The sequence below is a fragment of the Halorubellus litoreus genome, from assembly GCF_055378595.1.
The window spans coordinates 1,239,399-1,259,107 of record NZ_AP043836.1 but is presented as its reverse complement, the minus strand read 5'-3'; the positions used below and the strand labels follow the sequence as shown (position 1 = coordinate 1,259,107).

Genomic DNA, 19,709 nt, shown 5'->3' with positions numbered 1-19,709 from the left:
GCGTCGCGTATGCTCTTCCGGAACGCGACGCTCGCGGACGGCGAGACGGCCGACGTCCGCGTCGAGGACGGCGAGATAACGGCGGTGGGTGACGTCGCCGCGGCGACGGGCGACGAGACGGTGGTGGACGCGTCGGGCAAGCACCTCCTGCCTGGTGCCATCGACGCGCACGTGCACTTCCGACAGCCGGGGTACGGGCACAAGGAGACGTGGGAGACGGGGTCGCGGTCGGCGGTCGCGGGCGGCGTCACGACCGTCGTCGACCAGCCGAACACGAGTCCGCCCACGACGACGGGTGCGGCGTTCGACGAGAAGGCCGCGTTCGCCGACCAGTCGTACGTCGACTGGGGCATCAACGGCGGCGTCACCGCCGACTGGGACCCCGAGTCGCTGCTGGAGCGCGACGTGTTCGCGCTCGGCGAGGTGTTCCTCGCGGACTCGACTGGGAACATGGGTATCGACGCGGACCTGTTCGCGGACGCGGTCGCGAAGGCCGGCGACGCCGACGTGACCGTGACGGTGCACGCCGAGGACGCGACGCTGTTCGACGAGGCCGCGCTCGACGACGCGGGCGACGGCGAGGGGCGCGCGGCGAACGCGGACGCGTGGAGCGCGTACCGGACCGCCGACGCCGAGGCCGCCGCCGTCGAGCGCGCGTGCGACGTCGCCGCGAACGCCGACGCCGCCCTCCACATCGCGCACACCTCGACGCCCGAGGGCGTCGACGCCGCCGCGGCGGCGGGCGCGACCTGCGAGGTCAGCCCGCACCACCTCCTGCTCTCCCGCGCGGACCTCACCGGCGCGGACGCGCCCGACCGCCCCGCGGACCGCCAGCCCGGCGACCCGCTCGGGACCTACGGCCGCATGAACCCGCCGCTCCGGAGCGAAGCCCGCCGCGAGGACGTCTACGAGCGCGTCGCCGACGGCACCGTCGACGTCGTCGCCACCGACCACGCCCCCCACACCATCGAAGAGAAGGAGGCGACCCTCACCGACGCCCCGAGTGGCGTCCCCGGCGTCGAGACCATGCTCCCGCTCCTCCTCGAGGAAGCACGCACGGGCCGCCTCGACCTCGAGCGCGTCCGCGACCTCGTCGCCGGGAATCCCGCCGACGTCTTCGACCTCCCGCGGAAGGGCGCCGTCGCCGAAGGGACGGACGCCGACCTCGTCCTCGTCGACCTCGACGACCCCACGACCATCGACGGCGACGCCCTGCACTCGAAGTGCGGGTGGACGCCGTTCGACGGCTGGCGGGGCGTGTTCCCCGAGCGCGTCTACCTCCGCGGCGACCTCGCGTACGACGCCGCCCGCGACACCGGCGGTCCAGCGGCCGACGACGCGTTCCCAGCGGGCGCTATCGGCGAGAACGTCAGAAGATAACCCGCGACGCGACCGCGCTCAGCCGGCGAGCGCGACGAACTCCACGACCCCCGTCGCGAGCATCGCACCGCCACCGAACCCGCCGATTCGCGCCATCGCGCGCCGCGAATCCGCCTCGGTCCAGTTCGTGTTCGTGTCCAGATGCTCCTGCATGTTCTCGAAGCCACGACCAGCCATCGCCGACCCCGACCACCCCAGCAGGCCGAGGCCGAACGCGAGCGTGCCGAGCGCGAACGCGAACTGCGAGGCCTCGACGACCGCCCACCCGAACGCGACGACGAGCGCGACGAGCAACGCCGCGCCGACGACCGCGCCGACCGCGAACGCCCCGCCGACCAGCCACAGGCGCGGCACCGCGTACGCCAGCACGCGCTCGCCCGCCGCGGCCTCCGCGTCCATCGCGATCAGTCGACCGCGTCCTGCATCCGCGGGTCCAGCGCGTCCCGCATCCCGTCACCGAGGAGGTTGAACCCGAGGACGGTCAACGCGAGGAAGAGCCCGGGGAAGAACGACATCCACCAGCGCCCGGACTGCAGGCCGAACTCCACGCCGTTCGCGAGCATCTTCCCCCACGACGGCGACCCCGGCGGCGCCCCGAACCCGAGGAACGACAGCGCGGCGATGTCGATGATGGCGAGCCCGAAGTTCAGCGTCGACTGGACCGTGATCGGCGCGAGCGTGTTCGGCATGATGTGCCGGAACAGGATGCGCGGGTCCTTCGCACCCAGCGCCTCGGTCGCGTCGATGTACTCGTCCTCCAGGACCTTCAGCGCCGCCCCGCGGACGACGCGCGCGAACCGCGGCGTGTACACGAGCGTCAACGCGATCACCGCCTTCCAGAGCCCAGCGCCGAAGATCGCGACGAGCGCGAGCGCCAGCAGGAGCGACGGGAACGCCAACAGGACGTCCATCGTCCGCATGATGACGTTGTCCGTCACGTCCCCGTAGTACGCCGCGAGGATACCGAGGGTCACGCCCAGGACCGTCGAGATGCCGACCGTGATCGTCCCGAACTTCAGCGCGATCCACGCGCCGTACATCGTCCGCCGGAAGATGTCCCGCGCGGCCTGATCCGACCCGAACAACAGCTCGTTCGCCGCCGCGGGTCCGCCAGCCCACCCGGGCGCCGCCCGGTCCGGGAACGACCCGCCGAGCCGCGAGGACTCGAGCGCGCCGAGGTCGTAGAACACCCTCGCGTAGACCGCTATCAGCAGCATCGAGAGGATGATGCCGATACCGATGAGCGCGAGGCGATTCGAGAGCAAGTCGCTGAGGAACGGCGAACTCAGGATGCGCTGGAGGCGCCCGCGTTCCTCGCGTTCCGCGCCGACGTCTGTGGTTTCGGTACTCATGTTATTGCTGGATTCTGGGGTCGAGGTAGCTGTACGTGATGTCGACGCCGAGGTTCACGAGCGTGAACAACAGCGCGAACGTCAGGACCGCGCCCTGCACGACCGGGTAGTCCGTCGCGTTGATCGCGGAGACGATGAGCGTCCCGATACCGCCGATACCGAACACGGTCTCCGTCAGGACCGCGCCACCCAGGAGCGTCCCGAACTGGATGCCGACGACCGTGATGACGGGAATCATCGCGTTCCGGAACCCGTGCTTCATGACCGTGATCTTCGCGCCCTGGCCTTTCGCGCGAGCGGTCCGCATGTAGTCCTGCCTGATGACCTCGAGCATCGACGACCGCATCATCCGCGAGACGAGCGCCATCGAGTACACGCCGATCGTGATCGCGGGCAGGAACAGGTGCGAGACCGCGGACAGCCACGCGACCGGTCGACCGAGCAGGAGGGTGTCGATGGTGACCATCCCCGTCAACGGCAACTCCATCCCGAGGAGCGTCCAGGAGTTGTCGAGGAAGATGGTCGACCCGATGCGGCCCGCGGCCGGGAAGATACCGAGGTAGCCCGAGAAGAACAGGATGAGGAGCGGCCCCGACCAGTAGATGGGCACGGAGATACCGGCGAGCGCGCCGATGCGCGTCGTGTGGTCGAGCAGCGAGTCCTGCTTGATCGCGGAGAGGATGCCGAGCGGGAGGCCGAGTGCGAGCCCGATGAACTGCCCGTAGAGCGCGAGCTCGATGGTGACGGGGAGGCGAGCGATGAGCACGTCCCGAACCGGGTTCCCCTTCGAGACCTGGTAGGAGTTCCCGAAGTCGAACTGGACGACGTCGACGAGGAATCGCCCGTACTGGACGAGTATCGGGTCGTTCAGCCCGAGGTCCTGGCGGACCTGCCGGACGACCTCCTCGGACGCGCGCTGGCCGGCGATGATGCGTGCCGGATCACCACCCGAGAGATGGAGGATGGCGAACACGAACGTCGACACGCCGAACAGCACCGGCACGAGCAACAGCAGCCGCTTCGCGATGAATCGCTTCGAGACCATTCCTGTGTTGGTTCGTCACACAGACCGTCCCAATAAAACGCTTGCCATCGACACCCGAGAGTCGACGCCATCACCCGATTCTTCCAGCCGCTATCCGCCTCGAAAACACTCCGAACGTTGACTCGAACGACGCAGTTCGAACCGACCGACGCACCGCCGACCGCGACCACGACGATAACGGCCGACGACCGACGCGACGAGCGGCTTACTGGAGTTCGACGAGCTCCAGGTACGGACCGCCGACGGAACTCACCGTGAACGAGTCCGAGACGACCGCCTCGTTGATCGCGCGGATCGTCTTCGCGTGATCCACGAAGATCCACGGCGCCTCGTCGTGCGCGAGCTTGCTCGCCTGCTGGTACTTCTGCTTGCGCGTCGCCTCGTCGTACGTCGACTGACCGTCACGCACCAGCTGCATGTACTCCGTGTTCGCCCAGCCACCGACGTTCAGGGTACTGTAGCCCTCCGTGTCGAAACTCACCCAGTCCTGGCCGTCCGGCACGGCGTCCATGTCGACCTTCGGGTCGAGCAGGACGTACAGGAAGTTGTCCGGGTCCGCGTTGTCGGTGTACCAGCCGAGGAAACACGCGTCGTGGTTCCCCGCGGACGTGTAATCGAGGTACGAGGAGAACGTCGAGAACTGGTTGATGTTCACGCTCAGACCGATCTCCTCGAGGTCGGACTTCACCTGGTTCGCCGTCTGGATCGGGCTCGGGTTGTACCCGCGCGGGTTACTGAACGTCGCGAGCTCGAACTCGATGTCCGTCTGCCCGGCCTCCTCGAGCAGCGACTGCGCCTGCTCCTTGTCCGTCGGGTACGGCTCGACGTTCGGGTTCCGTCCCATGACGCCCTCGGGGAGCGGCTGCCCGGTCTGCACCGCGAAGCCCTGGTAGATGTCGTTCACGATGGCTTCCGTGTTCACCGCGAGACTGATCGCGCGGCGGACGCGGCGGTCGCGGAACGCCTCCTTGCGCGCCATGTTGAACGCCATGTACCCCGTGTTGATGCCGGGCTTGGACTTGATCTGCGCCGTGTCGGCCTCCTCGATGGTCGTCGAGGACTCCGCGCCGAGGTTGTCCGTGATGTGCGAGTCGCCGTTCACGACGTCCTGCGCACGCGAGGAGTTCTGGCCGATCGTCTTGAAGATGACCTCGCCGACGTTCGGGCCGTCGCCGAAGTAGTCGTCGTTCGCCGCCAGGCGAACGCGCTGGTTCGAGTTGTCGAGCTCGTCGAACGAGAACGGCCCCGTCCCGATCGGGTCCGTACCGAGTGCGGTCTGGTCGTCGAGGCTCGTGATCTGGTCCTGCGAGAGGATCGCCGCGGCGAACATCGCGAGGTTCCGGAGGAACGGCGCGTACTTCTGCGTGAGCGTGAACTCGACGGTGTACTCCGAGGACGCGTCGATGCTGTCGACCCAGTTCCCGAACGTGAACCCGGCGTACCCGGAGGCGTTCTCCGTGCCGAGGTAGTACTGGTAGTTCTCGTCCGTGAACCGTCGGATGGTCGCCTTCACGTCCGCGGCGGTGAAGTCGCTACCGTCGTGGAACGTGACGTCCTCCTTCAGTTCGAGCGTCGCGGTGGTCCCGCTGAGAGTCCAGCCGTCGCTCTTCGCGAGCCCGTCGGAGAGCTGGCCGCCGCTCCCCGGCTGGAACTGGATGAGCTGGTCGAAGATCTGGTTCGTGACCTTCGCGACCTCCCCGCTCGTGGTCTGCTGGGGGTCGTAGTTCTCGGGGTGGTCGCCGCGTGCGTACACGAGCGAGCCACCGCCGCTGCCGCCGGTCAGACTCGAGATACAGCCAGCGGTCGCGGTGGTCGTCGCCGCCGCGGTCGCCGCACCGGCTGTCTTCAGGAAGTCACGTCTCTCCATGCCGTTGTCACCATCTGCCATACCCAACGCCACCAAGGCCACCTATATATAGGTTCGTGATGTGTTGTCAGGGGATTCCCCCGCCTGATAGCGAAAGCACGCGTTCTCCGGCCGCGACTCGTATATAAATTTACAACGACCGTAGTTCGTCCTTGGGGCCCGGGTCGTCGCGCTACGTATCGTCCGCGCCGAGCGTCGAGTCCGCTCCCGTCCCCGAGACCGCGTTCGCCGGCTGCTCGTAGAGGTGACACGCCGACGGATGCTCGTCGTCCTGCAGGACGGGATTACGCGTCTCACAGACGCTCTCGAAGTGGTCCGCGAGCGTCGCCGCCGCCCCCTCCCAGTCGTCGCGCGCCAGCTGCTCGAACGCCTCGTCGAGCAACGCACGCGAGCGCCCCTTCACGACGGACGGGTCCTCGAACAGCTCGCGCCACAGCACGTCGACGAACGCGTCCACCGACGACGGCATCTCACCACCGCCGTCGACGGTCGTCCCGCCGTCCGTCGCCGTCGCCTGCGACTTCTCCTTCGCCATATCCCACGCCAACGTCAGGTCGATGGACTCGTCCTCGATACGCTGACGGACGCTCATCACCTCCCGGTAGGCCTCCTGGGGCAGGTCGACGTCGTCCGGCGGGATAATCTGCGGGCACCGCGTCCGGAAGTGACAGCCCGACGGCGGGTCGATGGGGCTCGGCACGTCCCCTTCGAGGATGACGCGATCGTCCGTATCCACGGTCGGGTCGGGGACCGGAATCGACGACAGCAACGCCTGCGTGTACGGATGCTTCGGGTTCGCGAACAGCGACTGCGTGTCCGCGACCTCCACGACCTCGCCGAGGTACATCACCGCGACGCGGTCCGAGACGTGCCGGACCACGCTGAGGTCGTGCGCGATGAACAGGAACGTCAACCCGAACTCCTCCTGGAGGTCCTCCAGGAGGTTCAAGATCTGGGCCTGCACGGACACGTCCAGCGCGGACACGGGCTCGTCGCAGACGATGAAGTCCGGGTCGACCGCGAGCGCTCGCGCGATCCCGACGCGCTGGCGCTGCCCGCCGGACATCTCGTGGGGGTACCGGTCGACCTGGTCGCGCGACAGCCCGACCTCGTCGATGAGCTCCATGACGCGCTCGCGACGCTGCTCGCGTCGACTCTGGCCCTCGGGCGGCCGCTCCTCGGGCAGGTCGTGGATCTTCAGTGGCTCCATGAGGATCTGCCCGACGGTCATCCGCGGGTCCAGGCTCGACAGCGGGTCCTGGAAGATCATCTGCATGTCCCGGCGCTTCGCGCGCAAGTCCTGTCCCGAGAGGTCCGCGAGGTCCTCGCCCGCGAACACGACGCTCCCGTCGGTCGGCTCGAGCAGGCGGAGCACCGTCTCACCGGTCGTCGACTTCCCGCACCCGGACTCGCCGACGAGCCCGAGCGTCTCGCCCTCGCGGATGTCGAAACTCACGCCGTCGACCGCCTTCACGCTCTGTGGTTCCCGCGACAACCACTTGTCGAGGAGGTCGTCCGCTCGCGAGAAGTGCTTCTTCAGGTCCCGGACCTCGACGAGCGGCTCGCCGATCGCGGTCTCGTCGTCCGAACGGATGCCCTCCTGGTCGCTCGCGTACTCGCTCTCGTCGAACTCGTCGAGCACGCACTTCGAGACGTGGTCGACGCCCGCGCCGCCGTGCTGCTTGTAGGGGATCTCCTCGCCGACGCACGCCTCGTGCGCCCACGGACACCGATCCGCGAAGTGACACCCTTCGTCCATGTCGATGAGGTCCGGGACGTTCCCCTCGATGGGCGTCAACCGCTCCTTGTCCTCCTGCGGAATGGACTCCAGGAGCGCGTACGTGTACGGATGCGACGGGTTCGCGAAGATCTCCTCCACGGGGCCCTCCTCGACGACGTTCCCCGCGTACATCACCGCGACGCGGTCGCACGTCTCCGCGACCACGCCGAGGTCGTGCGTGATGAACAGGACGCTCATCCCGCGCTCGTCCTGGAGTTCGTTGATGAGGTCGAGGATCTGCGCCTGGATGGTGACGTCGAGCGCGGTCGTCGGCTCGTCCGCGATCAGGAGCTGGGGCTGGCACGCGAGCGCGATGGCGATGAGGACGCGCTGACGCATCCCCCCGGAGAACTCGTGGGGGTACTCGTCGAGCCTCGCGGTCGGCTCCGGGATGCCGACCTCCTCGAGGATGTCGACGGTGTCCTCGAGGACTTGCTCGTCCATCCCACCGTTCCCACCGAACTGCGGGAGGATCTCGCGGACCGCGTTCCACCACGTGTCCTTCGACCGGTTCCCGTACCGGTGCAGGCGCAGGCTCTCCGCGACCTGCTCGCCGACCGTGACCGCCGGGTTCAGCGACGTCATCGGGTCCTGGAAGATCATGCTCATCTCGCCGCCGCGCACCGACCGCATCGCCGGCTCGGGCGCCTGCGTCAGGTCGACGACGCCGCGGCTCTCGTCGACGAAGTTCGGCGCCTGCTTCGGGTACTCGTTCGCGAACCGTTCGGCGAGGTCGCGGTCCTGGAACTCGACGCTTCCCTCGGCGACGTACCCGGGGTCGTCGACGAGCCCCATCGCCGACAACGCCGTCACGGACTTCCCGGAGCCGGACTCGCCGACGAGTCCGACGGTCTTCCCCTCCGGGATGGTCAGGTCGAAGTCCTCGACCGCGCGAACCGTCCCTCGCTCGGTATCGAACCGGGTGTGCAGGCCGGAGATGGAGAGTAGATCAGTCACTATCCGCACGTGGCACGGCCACCCGTGAAAAGCGTTTCCACACGAACCCCGCGGGTTCGGCGATACGTTCGCCAACCCGGCGACTGCAAACTGACGGCTCCGGCCGCCGGGCTGCGCGCTCGCTTCCAAAACCCTCTTGGAGCGCGGTCACGCGGAGTCGAGCATGAACGAGGACCACGTCGACGTCGACCCGGAGAAGCACCTGCCGCCCGAGGGCGTCCTCGACCACTGGGACGCGGTCGTCGCGGACATGGAGGCGACGGTCGAAGAGTACCGCGAGGAGGGGTGGGACGTCGTCGAGGTGTTCCCCGGCGACATCGCGCCGACGTCCGGTCAGCACGCGACCGTCGACCGGTTCGGTCTCGACCTCGTCGTCCCCGGGGAGCTCGCGCGCGAACTCTCCGAGCTCGTGACCGCGGACGACGCCGCGTTCGACGCGTGCTCGGTGTTCCGCGCCGTCGAGACCGGCATCGTGTTCCTCGTCATCGTCGTCGAGGATACCGGGCGCGACATCGCGGTCATCGCACCGGCGTTCTACGACAGCGACGACGAGGTCGCCCAGGACATGATCGAGCGAGCGACTCGCGAGGGCGAGATGCGCACGCACGTCCGGGACCTCTCCTCGGAGCACGTCGCGACGTTCACGCACGACGACCCGTCGTTGTTCTTCCCACCCGCCGAGGAGTAACCTCGCACCGCGGCGCGCGCGAGTTCTGTGGCACGTCCGAACCCCGAGTCACCACGCAAAGCAGTTGGATAGCCAACCATACCCGGACACTGATTGGGGAGGTGACATCATTGCGGTTTTGCGGCGAAGATACCCCCGCCAGAAGCACCTCAACCGGGCCTTGAATCGACAGACGAAACCGGTTTCGACCGGTTCGCCGCCGACCCAGACCACGACCCGCTTCCACCCGTCGTTCAACCACCCACTGAGAACCAGCGAACCCCGCTTGAAACCGGGCAAGAAGCGCTATACTCCCAGAAACCGTCTCAAACGGTTCTCCCCCTTTATCTACGACGCTCCCATCCGGTAGGATAGCGTTCACCGCCGACGAGGCGTCGGCCGCGAACGCAGAGGCAGGCCAACCCGACACAACGGGCGGCTCGATTCCACGCACGTATCGCGGTGGACGGTCCTGTCGGCCATCACGGGGGTGGAGGCCGATTGCGGCGCACCGCACCATTACGCTCTCTCCGGATTCTCGACCTCGACGAAGAACCAGCCTACTCGCAGCCCACCGCACAGCGACCGACGTAACCGACGGCTACTCGCCGCGCTACTCGTCGCGCAACTCCTCGCTCGCCTGCCGGACCTCGCGCATCACCGACGAGATGCGTTCCTCGGCGTCCAACTCCTCCTCAACGGAGAGGTCAACGCCCTCGACCTCCAGCAGGAACTTCGCGACCTCCGTCGACTCGTACATCACGTCGTCCAGCTCCTCCGCCGTGAAGAAGTCACACATCGCGCCGTAGAGGAACGTCGCCCCCGCCTTCCGGACCTTCTCCTCGAACGACGCCCGCGCCTGATTCACCGCCTGCGGCGTGTACGTATCCGTCATGAACGGCACCAGCTCCGGGAGGTTCTCCCCGATCTTCGTCATCTCCACGCCCGTCTCCGTCCGGAAGTCAGCGCACAACCGCGCGATCGCCCACTCCCGAGCCGTCACGTACGTGCGCTCCCGGATGAAGTCGTTCACGCGCTCGTACTGCGCGCCGTCCATCTTCGTGAACCGCTCGTACTTCTGGACGTCCGCCGGCACCTCGTCGTCGCTCGGCAGGTTCGACTCGTCGGGTACCCCCGGCGACGGCCCGCCGTCACCCGCCGAGTCGCTGGCAGCCCCGGGGTCGTCGTCACCCGTCGAGTCGTCACCACCCGGTTCGTCACCACCCGTCGGTCCGCCACCATCCGCTGGCTCGACGTCGTCGGACGCCGCTCGCGACTCGCGTCCCTCGCCGTCGCTGCTCGCAGCCACCGGTTCACGTCCATCGTCGTCGTCCGCCGTCGCCGGCGGGTTCTCGGTCATACCCGGCCGTTGCCCGGCGCACGCCAAAAAGCGTTCGCCCCCACGGAGACGCACTCGAACGCCCCGCGAACGCAACTCGGACGGCTTTTAGGGCTGGACGCGGTATCCCGGATATGAGCGATACCGCCGAGCGCGTCGCGCTCGCGTGCCCCTCGTGCGCGCCAGCGACGCAGACGGTCCACGAGGTCCTCACCGCAACAGGTGCGCAGTACACCGTGCGCTGCACCGAGTGCGACCACACCCACAAGACCCGCATCGAGGAGGAGACGACCATCGACATCGACGTCGTCGTCAGTCAGGACGGCGAATCCTTCACTTCCAGCGCCGAGGTCCCCGCCGAGGAGACCCTCGCCGTCGGCGAGGAGTTCGTGCTCGACACGCCCGAAGCCCTCATGACCGTCCGCATCACGAGCCTCGAACTCAGCGAACAACGACGTCGCGAAGCAGCGACCGCCGAGGACGTCGAGACCATCTGGACGCGCGAGGTCGACAACGTCCCCGTGAACGTCACCGTGCACCCTCGAGACGGCACGCACGACGACTCGCGCTCCATCAAGGTGTACGTCCCCGGCGACTTCGAGTTCACCATCGGCGAGACCGAGAGCTTCGGCGAGGACGAGTTCACGATCAAGGGCCTGAACGTCCGCGAGGACGCCGTCGGCTACGACCGCGACAGCCTCGACCACGACGGCGACAGCGTCGTCGCAAAGGACCTCAAGCGCGTGTACGCCTGGGACGAGAACACTACTGCTTGGTCGGCCTGGTAGCGCGGTCCCGACCGCCTGGTCCGCCTGTAACGACAACGGTCGGCCGGTCCGCCCGGTAACGACAACGCTCGAACGGTCGGCCGGTCCGCCCGGACCCCTCTCGGCCGGTCGTCGCAGCGACCTGACGCGAACATTCTTCTCGACGCGAACCGACACCTAGACCGTGACTCCCGACTTCGCCGAGCGGCGCGACGCGCTCGTCGACCGGCTCGCCGAACGCCGGGACGTGTCGCGACCGTCGACGCTCGACGCGATGCGCGCCGTCCCCCGCGAGGCGTTCGTACGCGGCGGCGACCGGTCCGCCGCGTACGAGGACCGCCCGCTCCAGATCGCGGACGGACAGACCATCAGCGCGCCGCACATGGTCGCCATCATGACCGACGCGCTCGCGCTCGACCCCGGCGAGCGCGTCCTCGAGATCGGGACCGGGTGCGGGTATCACGCCGCCGTCACCGCCGCGGTCGTCGGCGCCGAGAACGTCTACAGCGTCGAATACAGCGACCGCCTCGCCGAGACGGCTCGCGAGACGCTCGCCGAGGTCGGGTACGGCGACGTCAGCGTCCGCGTCGGCGACGGGCGCGACGGCTGGACCGAGCACGCGCCGTACGACGCCGCGTACCTCACGTGCGCCGCGACCGACCTCCCCGACGCGGTCGTCGACCAGGTCCACGACGGCGGCCGGCTCCTCGCGCCCATCGGCGACGGCCGCCAGCGCCTCGTGTACGCCGAGAAACGAGACGGCGGCCTCGACCGCGAGGACCGCGGCGGCGTCCGGTTCGTCACCATGCGCGACTGACCACCAACCAGTGGAGCAGGGACGCCCGCGAGCGGCGGACTTACGGCGTCCGCGACCGACCGCCGTCGTATGAACGACGACGCACGCGACCGGCTCGCGACCGTCGCCGCGCTCCGCGCCGCCCGCGAGACCGGCGCGCTCGACGCGCTCCTCGACGACGCCGACACCCCGAGCGACGTCGCCGCCCGCACCGACCTCGACGACCGCGCCGCCAGCGTTCTCGTCGACGTCCTCGCCGACCGCGGGTTCTTCGACGTCGTCGACGGCGCGTACGAGCCCACGAACCGCGCGCTCGGCCTCCTCACGAAGACCGACCTCCGCTCCATCGGCACCACGCCCCAGGATATCGACCGGTTCGGCGCGTACGCCGCCCTCCCCGAGACGCTCACCGAAGACGACCCCGTCGCCGCCGCCCGCGACGCCCGTAGCGACGACCACGAACGAAACCGCCTCGGCGCCCGCCAGGCCACCCCCGACGCGGCCGTCAGCGCCGCCGTCAGCGCCGCACAACGAGCCGCACCCGGTGCCACCAGTGTCGTCGACGTCGGCGGCAGTCCAGGTAAGCACGCCACCGAGTTCGGCGCCCGCGGCCACGACGTCACGCTCCGCGACACCCCCGCCCGCATCGACGCCGCACGTCCACTCCTCGAGCCCCGAAACGTCGACCTCGACACCGGCCCACTCAGCGACCCCCTCCCCACCACCGACCTCGTCTTCGCCACCGACCTCACGCCACGCCTCGACGACGACGCCATCGACGCCTTCGCGTCCAGCGCCCACGACGCACTCGTTCCCAGCGCCGACCCCACTGACACCGACACCGACGCCACCGACCGGCCCCCAGCGTCCGAGCGCGCACTCGTCCTCGTCGAACACCTCCAGGACCGCTCCCCACGCACCCCCACGCGTCGCCTCGACGCCCTCGCAACCGGTCACCCTGGCAACCACCGCACCGAGGACGACCTCCAGACCGCGCTCGAAACCGCCGGGTTCCAGGCCGTCGACGTCCACGCCGTCCCCGGACTCGACGCGCACGCCGTCGTCGCAACCCCACGAAGGACTTAATCCCTCGCACCCGAACGTCGAGGTATGGAGCCCGCGGCGCTGCGAGAGGACATGGTCGACAGCCTGGAACACGACGCCAAGAGCGTCGTCGACACCGACGCGGTCGGTCTCGCCATGCGAACCGTCCCCCGCGAAGCGTTCGTCGACGACGAACGCCGAGCGTACGCTGACCAGTCCCTCGAACACCGCGGCACGCGCGTCCTCAGCCCCAGCACCGCCGCTCGCCTACTGGAAGTCCTCGAACCGGAACCCGGCGACGACGTCCTCGTCGTCGGCGCCGGCGTCGGCTACACCCCCGCAGTGCTCGCCGAGATCGTCGGCAGTCGAAGCGTCCACGCCGTCGACATCACTCGCCCGCTCGTCCACGACGCCCGCCGGAACCTCGCCGACGCCGGCTACCCCGAAGTCCTCGTCGACTGCCGCGACGGCGCCCGCGGCCTCCCCGAGTACGCGCCCTACGACCGCATCCTCGTGGAAGCCGCCGCCGTCGACCCACCGCGCGCCCTCCGCGACCAACTCGCACCCGACGGCCGACTCGTCCTCCCACGCGGCCACGGCCCCCGACAGACGCTCACCGCCGTCGCCGCCGACGGCACCGAGACCACGCACGGCCCCGTCGCCTTCCAGCCACTCCTCGCCGACGGCGAACAAGCTGGCGCCATCGAACGCAACCGTACCGCACGCGAAGACGCCGAACGCGCCGCCCGCGCCGCCCAATCCCAGACCGGCTGGGAGCAAGACTGGATCGAGTGGGACTGACTGACTCTCCGGGCATACGCCGACCGGCAGGTCGCCGTTTCTATGGCGGCGTGCTCGTGTGGGACTGACCGCCCCGCGCACCCACACGGACACCGACCCGCACCTAGTCGTCCTCGACCACCAACAGCATCTCGTTCTCCCGGTCGTCCACGAACCCACCGCTGGCCGGCGGCTTCACCGTCACTTCGACCGTTCCCTGGTCGCGATTCGCCGCCAACGACGCCGACACCGATACGGACACCCGGCCATCCTCGCCCGTCCGCCCCGTCACCACCCCGTCCAGGTCGGCCGACCCCGACGTCAACACCACCGTCGCGTTCTCCACCGGCTCCCCCGCATCGTCCACCACCCGCACCGTCACCGACGACTCGCCCTCCGCAACCACCGCCGGCGTCGGCCGCGCATCCACCTCGTGCACCGCCAACCCACCCACGCCAGCAAGCATGTTCATCATCACCGACAGACTCGCCACACCCACCACGAGCGCGATCACGAGCCGAACCGGTAACCCCTCGATAGCACGACCATCACGACCGAACAGGGCCAGACGCATACCCCACCCTCGCCGCCCCCTCCCACAAGAACCCACGTACCCACCCACCCATCCACCCCCGCAACGAACGCTCGAACGAGCACCGCACGGAGTATCAAACGACCACTTGAGTCTCCGGGAACACTAATACCACTCCACCAGAAGCCAAAGTCGTCGACGGGACTGCCTGTCATCCACCATGGAGACGCCTGTCGACGACCCCGAAACGGTGGCACCCTGGTGATGGAAGTGCCCCAACGCCACCGCCTCTGACACTTTCCCCGCACCTACTCGTCACAGTCACGACCCCACTCGCACACGCCCAGCAGCCACGCCTCCCGCGTCGCTCGAAAGCGTGCTCCCTCCCGCAGATACCGTTCCGCGTCGCGACGACGACAGCCTCGTCGCTGCGCTCGGCAGTTAGTCGCTGGAAAAGCGCCCGAGGCGGGATTTGAACCACGGTCGCTCACGTTCGTTCGCTCGCTGCTCCAAACCCCGTTCGGCGTTTCTGCTTCCAGACTCACTCGTCGCTACGCTCCTCGTTCGTTGTTGGAAGCAGAAAGCGCCCGAGGCGGGATTTGAACCCGCGTCACAACCGTGACAGGGTTGTATGATGGGCCACTACACCACCCGGGCTTCCATCAGTACGAAGGAGGGTAGAGTTTTTATACCTTTTCAATTGCCTGGGCAGTGCGGGGTCGTGTCATGCTGTGGGTTCCGCAGCGCTCTCTGGCGAACTACCGGGGTTGAAATTCGTAATCAGTCGCCCAATTGATCGACGGATGCTCGATTGCAGCGTCGAACCGCAACTCCATCTTCTGCTCGGTCGCATCCTCGACGTCGATCCAGTAGAGTTGCCCGCTCTCCGGGAACCTGACGACGAATGCGTCTGCTCCTCCTTCATAGGTTGCCTCGTGATAGTCGCCATCCTTCGTCGTCTGCGAGTGGGTATCGAACCGGATGGTCTCCGGTTTGTTGCGCCAAGCGGTCTTGCACTGAATCCTGCACAACGCGTCGCCGTCGTCGACGACGAGATCGTACTTGTCGTTGTCACCGAACGGAATCGACACGCTCCACCCTGCCTCGACCAGTTGGTGCAAGATTGCCACCTCGGTCTCGTCTCCAAGCGCTTCCGTATTCTCGACCGACACGACGAGCGTTGCGCGCTCTTGGACTTAGAATACCGCCTCCGTCTGCCACGTCCTCCCGCCGTTCTGGGTCCTCCGAACGGGTGTGTTCGCGACGAATGAGCTCGTCGCTCACGGAATGGCGTTCTGAGAAGCGCCCGAGGCGGGATTTGAACCACGGTCGCTCACGTTCGTTCGCTCCCTGATTCAAATCTCATTCGTCCGTTCTTCGAACGCGTCTTGTTCGCGACGAGCAAGCTCATCGCTCACGGAGTAGCGTTCGAAGAAGCGCCCGAGGCGGGATTTGAACCCGCGTCACAACCGTGACAGGGTTGTATGATGGGCCACTACACCACCCGGGCTGCACTCTCACGTATCGCGGTTAGACGATTAAGGCTTTCTACTCGGGACGGGTGTGGGTGTGTTCATCGTGGCACAAACGCTTTATGTCGGTAGCGTTCTTAGGTAGGGTAAGGTCGGTGGCCCGCCGTTGCCGCCCTCTGCCTCCCGGCGGGTCGCGAGAGTGGCCACGCCGCGCGCGTACTTGGCAAGTGTTAAATGCCTCCCGTCTGTATGAGCCTGTAGTATCTCGTGACAGCAGTTTCTCCCGCCCGCCAGACACACTCATGGTAAATGTAAGCCACCACGAACTCGTGCCAGAGCACACGCTCCTCGAGGAGGACGAACTCGAGGGCGTGCTCGAAGAGTACGATATCGACCGTACCGACTTACCGAAGATCAAGCGCAAGGACCCGGCGCTCCCGGACGAGGCGAGCGTCGGTGACGTCGTGAAGATCGTTCGAGATTCGCGAACAACAGACACGGCCGTCGTGTACCGACTTGTTGTAGAGTAACATAATGGATAGAGCAAACAGACGCGTTATCTCGAAGGAGTATTTCGGGAAGGATCGCCTCGCAGAACATCACTTCCGGTCGTTCAACTCGTTCCTGAACCGGGGGATGCAGCAGGTCGTCGACGAGAAGGAGACGATCGAGACGGACATCGGCGACAAGGAAGGTGAGGAGCCGGTGTTCGTGGAACTGAGCGACGTTCGCGTCGTCACGCCGCGTGTGCGTGAGGCGGACGGTTCCGAGGAGCTCTTGTATCCGCAGGAAGCGCGCCTCCGGAACATCACGTACTCCGCGCCCGTGTTCATGGAGATGTCCATCGTGAAGGGCGAGGAGGGCGAGGAGCGCGTCGTCGACAAGACGGAGACGAAGGTCGGTCGGATGCCGATCATGGTCGGCTCCGACAAGTGTAACATCGCTGGGTTCAGCGACGAGGAACTCATCGAGATCGGCGAGGACCCCGCTGACCCCGGTGGGTACTTCATCGTGAACGGCAGCGAGCGCGTGCTGATGACGAGCGAGGACCTGGCGCCGAACAAGATCCTCGCGGAGTACGACACGAAGTACGGTGACGAGATCCAGGTGGCGAAGACGTTCAGTCAGCGTCGTGGCTACCGGGCGCTCGTCCTGACGGAGCGGACGCGCGACGGCCTGCTCGAGGTGTCGTTCCCGTCGGTGTCCGGGTCGATCAACTTCGTGACGCTCGTGCGTGCACTCGGCCTCGAGTCCGACGAGGAGATCGTGCATCGGGTCAGCGACGACCCGGAGGTCGTGAAGTACATGCTCGAGAACCTCGAGGCCGCCGAAGTCCAGACGGAGGAGGAGGCGATCGAGGCGCTCGGGAAGCGCGTCGCGAGCGGCCAGGGGAAGAACTACCAGCTGAAGCGCGCGAACTACGTCATCGACCGGTACCTGCTCCCGCACCTCCACGAGGAGGGCGTCGAGGAGGAGGAGACCCGCATCAACAAGGCGTACTACCTCTGCCGGATGGCGGAGGCGTGCTTCGAGCTGGCGCTCGGGCGCCGCGAGAGCGACGACAAGGACCACTACGCGAACAAGCGCCTGAAAGTCTCGGGGGACCTGATGAAGGACCTGTTCCGGACGGCGCTGAACAAGCTGGCGCGTGACGTGAAGTACCAGTTGGAGCGTGCGAACATGCGGAACCGGCAGCTTTCCGTGAACACTGTGGTTCGCTCGGACGTGTTGACGGAGCGCCTCGAGCACCCGATCGCGACGGGGAACTGGGTTGGCGGGCGGTCTGGGGTCTCCCAGCTCGTCGACCGCACGGACTTCATGGGTGTTCTCAGTCACTTGCGTCGGCTCCGTTCGCCGCTGTCGCGGTCGCAGCCGCACTTCGAGGCGCGAGACCTGCACGCGACCCAGTGGGGTCGTATCTGTCCGTCGGAGACGCCGGAGGGACCGAACTGTGGGCTCGTGAAGAACTTCGCGCAAGCGATGGAGCTCTCACAGAACATCGAGGACGAACAGGGACTGAAGCGACAACTCGACTCCATGGGCGTGGAGGGTATCCCGGGGCTGCAGGGCCAGGGGCACGATCAGCCCGCTGACGACTAACATGAGTAAACAGGAACGCGAAGCGAAGGTGTACGTGAACGGTAGTCTCGTCGGGACACATCCCGAACCGCATCAGCTTGCCGACCAAATCCGCGAGGAGCGGCGGTTCGGCGACATCTCGGAGATGGTGAACGTGTCCGTGAAGGACCGGACGCGCGAGGTCATCATCAACGCGGACGCGGGGCGTGCGCGTCGGCCGCTCATCGTCGTCGAGGAGGGCGAGCCGCTCATCGACGAGACGGAGATCGAGGCGCTCGAGGAGGGCGAGCTCGAGTTCCAGGACCTCGTCGACAACGGTCGCATCGAGTTCATCGACGCGGAGGAGGAGGAGGACATCCTCGTCGCCGTGGACCGCGAGGACGTGACGGCGGACCACACGCACCTCGAGGTCGACCCGCAGCTCATCTTCGGTATCGGTGCGGGGATGATTCCGTACCCCGAGCACAACGCGAGTCCGCGCATCACGATGGGTGCGGGGATGATCAAGCAGAGCCTGGGGCTGCCGAGCGCGAACTATCGGATTCGGCCGGACACGCGCCAGCACCTCCTGCATTACCCGCAGCTGTCGATGGTGAAGACGCAGACGACGGAGCAGATCGGGTACGACGACCGGCCGGCGGCCCAGAACTTCGTGGTTGCGGTGATGAGCTACGAGGGGTTCAACATCGAAGACGCGCTCGTGATGAACCAGGGGTCCGTGGACCGTGCGCTCGCGCGGTCGCACTTCTTCCGGACGTACGAGGGCGAGGAACGCCGGTATCCGGGTGGCCAGGAGGACCGTTTCGAGATTCCGAGTCAGGACGTGCGTGGCGCACGTGGTGAGGAGGCGTACACGCACCTGGACGAGGACGGTCTCGTGAATCCGGAGACGCGCGTCGGCGAGAACGACGTGCTCCTCGGGAAGACGAGTCCGCCGCGGTTCCTCGAGGAACCCGACGACATGGGTGGCCTCAGCCCCCAGAAGCGCCGCGAGACGTCCGTGACGATGCGTTCGGGCGAGTCCGGGGTCGTGGACACGGTGACGCTGATGGAGGGCGAGGACGGCTCGAAGCTCTCGAAGGTCTCGGTGCGCGACGAACGCATCCCCGAGCTCGGGGACAAGTTCGCGAGCCGGCACGGCCAGAAGGGCGTCGTCGGGCACATCGCACCCCAGGAGGACATGCCGTTCACGCAGGAAGGGGTCGTGCCGGACCTCGTCCTGAACCCGCACGCGCTTCCGTCGCGGATGACGGTCGGGCACGTTCTCGAGATGCTCGGCGGGAAGACGGGCGCGCTCGAGGGACGCCGCGTCGACGGGACGCCGTTCACGGGCGAGAACGAGGACGAGATCCGCGGTGGACTGGAGGACCGCGGGTTCCACTCCTCGGGGAAGGAGATCCTCTACTCGGGCGTGTCCGGGGAGAAGATCGAGGCGGAGATCTTCGTCGGGGTCATCTTCTACCAGAAGCTCTACCACATGGTGTCGAACAAGCTCCACGCGCGCTCGCGTGGTCCCGTGCAGGTGCTCACGCGACAGCCTACGGAGGGGCGTGCTCGCGAGGGCGGTCTGCGCGTCGGGGAGATGGAACGCGACGTCCTCATCGGGCACGGTGCGGCGATGGCGCTCAAGGAGCGCTTGCTCGACGAGTCCGACCGCGAGTTCATCAACGTCTGCGGGGAGTGCGGGATGAGTGCGGTGGAGAACGTCGACCAGCGGCGTGTCTACTGTCCGAACTGCGGCGAGGAGACGGACATCCACGAGATAGAGATGAGTTACGCCTTCAAGCTCCTGCTGGACGAGATGAAGGCGCTCGGTATCGCGCCGCGACTCGAACTGGAGGACGCAGTCTGA

Annotated in this window: 17 protein-coding genes and 2 tRNA genes; 9 read left to right on the top strand and 10 right to left on the bottom strand. The window is 67.2% G+C overall.

All coding sequences use genetic code 11. The annotated features are described in order from the left end of the window. Window positions 1-9 precede the first annotated feature (9 nt). Window positions 10-1,380, top strand: coding sequence for a dihydroorotase (locus ACZ48X_RS10475; RefSeq protein WP_336350982.1), 1,371 nt, complete (start codon window positions 10-12; stop codon window positions 1,378-1,380). Between the two features lie 18 nt (window positions 1,381-1,398). Here ACZ48X_RS10475 and ACZ48X_RS10470 read toward each other — a convergent pair whose 3' ends face one another. The 5 genes from ACZ48X_RS10470 to ACZ48X_RS10450 all read right to left on the bottom strand — a co-directional run bounded on the left by ACZ48X_RS10470 (window position 1,399) and on the right by ACZ48X_RS10450 (window position 8,381). Continuing rightward, on the bottom strand, window positions 1,399-1,779 hold the full coding sequence (locus ACZ48X_RS10470; protein WP_336350981.1) for a DUF7268 family protein: 381 nt from the start codon (window positions 1,777-1,779) through the stop codon (window positions 1,399-1,401). Window positions 1,780-1,784: 5 nt separating this feature from the next. Continuing rightward, entirely contained in the window at window positions 1,785-2,732 is a 948-nt protein-coding gene (locus ACZ48X_RS10465) for an ABC transporter permease (protein ID WP_336350980.1), read from the bottom strand. Between the two features lies 1 nt (window position 2,733). Beyond that, window positions 2,734-3,777 carry an ABC transporter permease gene (locus ACZ48X_RS10460; protein ID WP_336350979.1) on the bottom strand — a complete coding sequence of 348 codons (1,044 nt, stop codon included), beginning with the start codon at window positions 3,775-3,777 and terminating at the stop codon, window positions 2,734-2,736. Window positions 3,778-3,982: 205 nt separating this feature from the next. After that, on the bottom strand, window positions 3,983-5,665 hold the full coding sequence (locus ACZ48X_RS10455; protein ID WP_336350978.1) for an ABC transporter substrate-binding protein: 1,683 nt from the start codon (window positions 5,663-5,665) through the stop codon (window positions 3,983-3,985). Between the two features lie 151 nt (window positions 5,666-5,816). Then, complete coding sequence (locus ACZ48X_RS10450; protein ID WP_336350977.1) at window positions 5,817-8,381, bottom strand: ABC transporter ATP-binding protein; 2,565 nt, start codon at window positions 8,379-8,381, stop codon at window positions 5,817-5,819. Window positions 8,382-8,544: 163 nt separating this feature from the next. Here ACZ48X_RS10450 and ACZ48X_RS10445 point away from each other — a divergent pair, with 163 nt between their 5' ends. Then, on the top strand, window positions 8,545-9,069 hold the full coding sequence (locus tag ACZ48X_RS10445; RefSeq protein WP_336350976.1) for a DUF7529 family protein: 525 nt from the start codon (window positions 8,545-8,547) through the stop codon (window positions 9,067-9,069). A 592-nt stretch (window positions 9,070-9,661) separates the two neighbouring features. Here the strand turns inward: ACZ48X_RS10445 and ACZ48X_RS10440 are convergent. Further along, window positions 9,662-10,408, bottom strand: coding sequence for a DUF5806 family protein (locus tag ACZ48X_RS10440; RefSeq protein WP_336350975.1), 747 nt, complete (start codon window positions 10,406-10,408; stop codon window positions 9,662-9,664). Between the two features lie 113 nt (window positions 10,409-10,521). Here ACZ48X_RS10440 and ACZ48X_RS10435 point away from each other — a divergent pair, with 113 nt between their 5' ends. The 4 genes from ACZ48X_RS10435 (at window position 10,522) to ACZ48X_RS10420 (ending at window position 13,795) form a co-directional block, all read left to right on the top strand. Beyond that, on the top strand, window positions 10,522-11,175 hold the full coding sequence (locus ACZ48X_RS10435) for an HVO_0476 family zinc finger protein (RefSeq protein ID WP_336350974.1): 654 nt from the start codon (window positions 10,522-10,524) through the stop codon (window positions 11,173-11,175). A gap of 163 nt (window positions 11,176-11,338) precedes the next feature. After that, window positions 11,339-11,971 (top strand): protein-L-isoaspartate O-methyltransferase, encoded by a 633-nt coding sequence (gene pcm, locus ACZ48X_RS10430; protein ID WP_336350973.1) that lies wholly within the window; start codon window positions 11,339-11,341, stop codon window positions 11,969-11,971. Window positions 11,972-12,040: 69 nt separating this feature from the next. After that, window positions 12,041-13,036: a methyltransferase domain-containing protein gene (locus ACZ48X_RS10425; RefSeq protein ID WP_336350972.1), complete on the top strand. Its 996-nt coding sequence runs from the start codon at window positions 12,041-12,043 to the stop codon at window positions 13,034-13,036. Window positions 13,037-13,060: 24 nt separating this feature from the next. Continuing rightward, window positions 13,061-13,795, top strand: a complete 735-nt coding sequence (locus ACZ48X_RS10420; protein ID WP_336350971.1) for a protein-L-isoaspartate O-methyltransferase family protein — start codon at window positions 13,061-13,063, stop codon at window positions 13,793-13,795. 103 nt (window positions 13,796-13,898) lie between these two features. Here ACZ48X_RS10420 and ACZ48X_RS10415 read toward each other — a convergent pair whose 3' ends face one another. The 4 genes from ACZ48X_RS10415 to ACZ48X_RS10400 all read right to left on the bottom strand — a co-directional run bounded on the left by ACZ48X_RS10415 (window position 13,899) and on the right by ACZ48X_RS10400 (window position 15,816). Then, complete coding sequence (locus ACZ48X_RS10415; RefSeq protein WP_336350970.1) at window positions 13,899-14,348, bottom strand: Ig-like domain-containing protein; 450 nt, start codon at window positions 14,346-14,348, stop codon at window positions 13,899-13,901. A 542-nt stretch (window positions 14,349-14,890) separates the two neighbouring features. After that, window positions 14,891-14,963 (bottom strand) — tRNA-Asp (locus ACZ48X_RS10410). Window positions 14,964-15,064: 101 nt separating this feature from the next. Next, complete coding sequence (locus ACZ48X_RS10405; RefSeq protein ID WP_336350969.1) at window positions 15,065-15,478, bottom strand: group I intron-associated PD-(D/E)XK endonuclease; 414 nt, start codon at window positions 15,476-15,478, stop codon at window positions 15,065-15,067. A 265-nt stretch (window positions 15,479-15,743) separates the two neighbouring features. Then, window positions 15,744-15,816, bottom strand: a tRNA-Asp gene (locus ACZ48X_RS10400). Between the two features lie 264 nt (window positions 15,817-16,080). Between ACZ48X_RS10400 and ACZ48X_RS10395 the strand changes: the two genes are divergently transcribed. Genes ACZ48X_RS10395 through rpoB form a run of 3 tightly spaced genes read left to right on the top strand, consistent with a single transcriptional unit; the run spans window position 16,081 to window position 19,709 of the window. Beyond that, the gene (locus ACZ48X_RS10395) at window positions 16,081-16,308 is read left to right on the top strand and encodes a DNA-directed RNA polymerase subunit H (protein WP_336350968.1); all 228 of its coding nucleotides are present in this window, start codon (window positions 16,081-16,083) and stop codon (window positions 16,306-16,308) included. Between the two features lie 4 nt (window positions 16,309-16,312). Beyond that, on the top strand, window positions 16,313-17,878 hold the full coding sequence (locus tag ACZ48X_RS10390) for a DNA-directed RNA polymerase subunit B'' (protein WP_323675319.1): 1,566 nt from the start codon (window positions 16,313-16,315) through the stop codon (window positions 17,876-17,878). A 1-nt stretch (window position 17,879) separates the two neighbouring features. Then, a complete protein-coding gene (gene rpoB / locus ACZ48X_RS10385) occupies window positions 17,880-19,709 on the top strand; it encodes a DNA-directed RNA polymerase subunit B (protein ID WP_336350967.1) in 1,830 nt (609 codons plus the stop codon).

Coding starts and splice junctions, on each gene's coding strand:
- ACZ48X_RS10475 (WP_336350982.1), top strand. CDS start 10: ATGCTCTTCCGGAACGCGACGCTCGCGGACGGCGAGACGGCCGACGTC.
- ACZ48X_RS10470 (WP_336350981.1), bottom strand. CDS start 1,779: ATGGACGCGGAGGCCGCGGCGGGCGAGCGCGTGCTGGCGTACGCGGTG.
- ACZ48X_RS10465 (WP_336350980.1), bottom strand. CDS start 2,732: ATGAGTACCGAAACCACAGACGTCGGCGCGGAACGCGAGGAACGCGGG.
- ACZ48X_RS10460 (WP_336350979.1), bottom strand. CDS start 3,777: ATGGTCTCGAAGCGATTCATCGCGAAGCGGCTGCTGTTGCTCGTGCCG.
- ACZ48X_RS10455 (WP_336350978.1), bottom strand. CDS start 5,665: ATGGCAGATGGTGACAACGGCATGGAGAGACGTGACTTCCTGAAGACA.
- ACZ48X_RS10445 (WP_336350976.1), top strand. CDS start 8,545: ATGAACGAGGACCACGTCGACGTCGACCCGGAGAAGCACCTGCCGCCC.
- ACZ48X_RS10440 (WP_336350975.1), bottom strand. CDS start 10,408: ATGACCGAGAACCCGCCGGCGACGGCGGACGACGACGATGGACGTGAA.
- ACZ48X_RS10435 (WP_336350974.1), top strand. CDS start 10,522: ATGAGCGATACCGCCGAGCGCGTCGCGCTCGCGTGCCCCTCGTGCGCG.
- ACZ48X_RS10425 (WP_336350972.1), top strand. CDS start 12,041: ATGAACGACGACGCACGCGACCGGCTCGCGACCGTCGCCGCGCTCCGC.
- ACZ48X_RS10420 (WP_336350971.1), top strand. CDS start 13,061: ATGGAGCCCGCGGCGCTGCGAGAGGACATGGTCGACAGCCTGGAACAC.
- ACZ48X_RS10415 (WP_336350970.1), bottom strand. CDS start 14,348: ATGCGTCTGGCCCTGTTCGGTCGTGATGGTCGTGCTATCGAGGGGTTA.
- ACZ48X_RS10395 (WP_336350968.1), top strand. CDS start 16,081: ATGGTAAATGTAAGCCACCACGAACTCGTGCCAGAGCACACGCTCCTC.
- ACZ48X_RS10390 (WP_323675319.1), top strand. CDS start 16,313: ATGGATAGAGCAAACAGACGCGTTATCTCGAAGGAGTATTTCGGGAAG.
- rpoB (WP_336350967.1), top strand. CDS start 17,880: ATGAGTAAACAGGAACGCGAAGCGAAGGTGTACGTGAACGGTAGTCTC.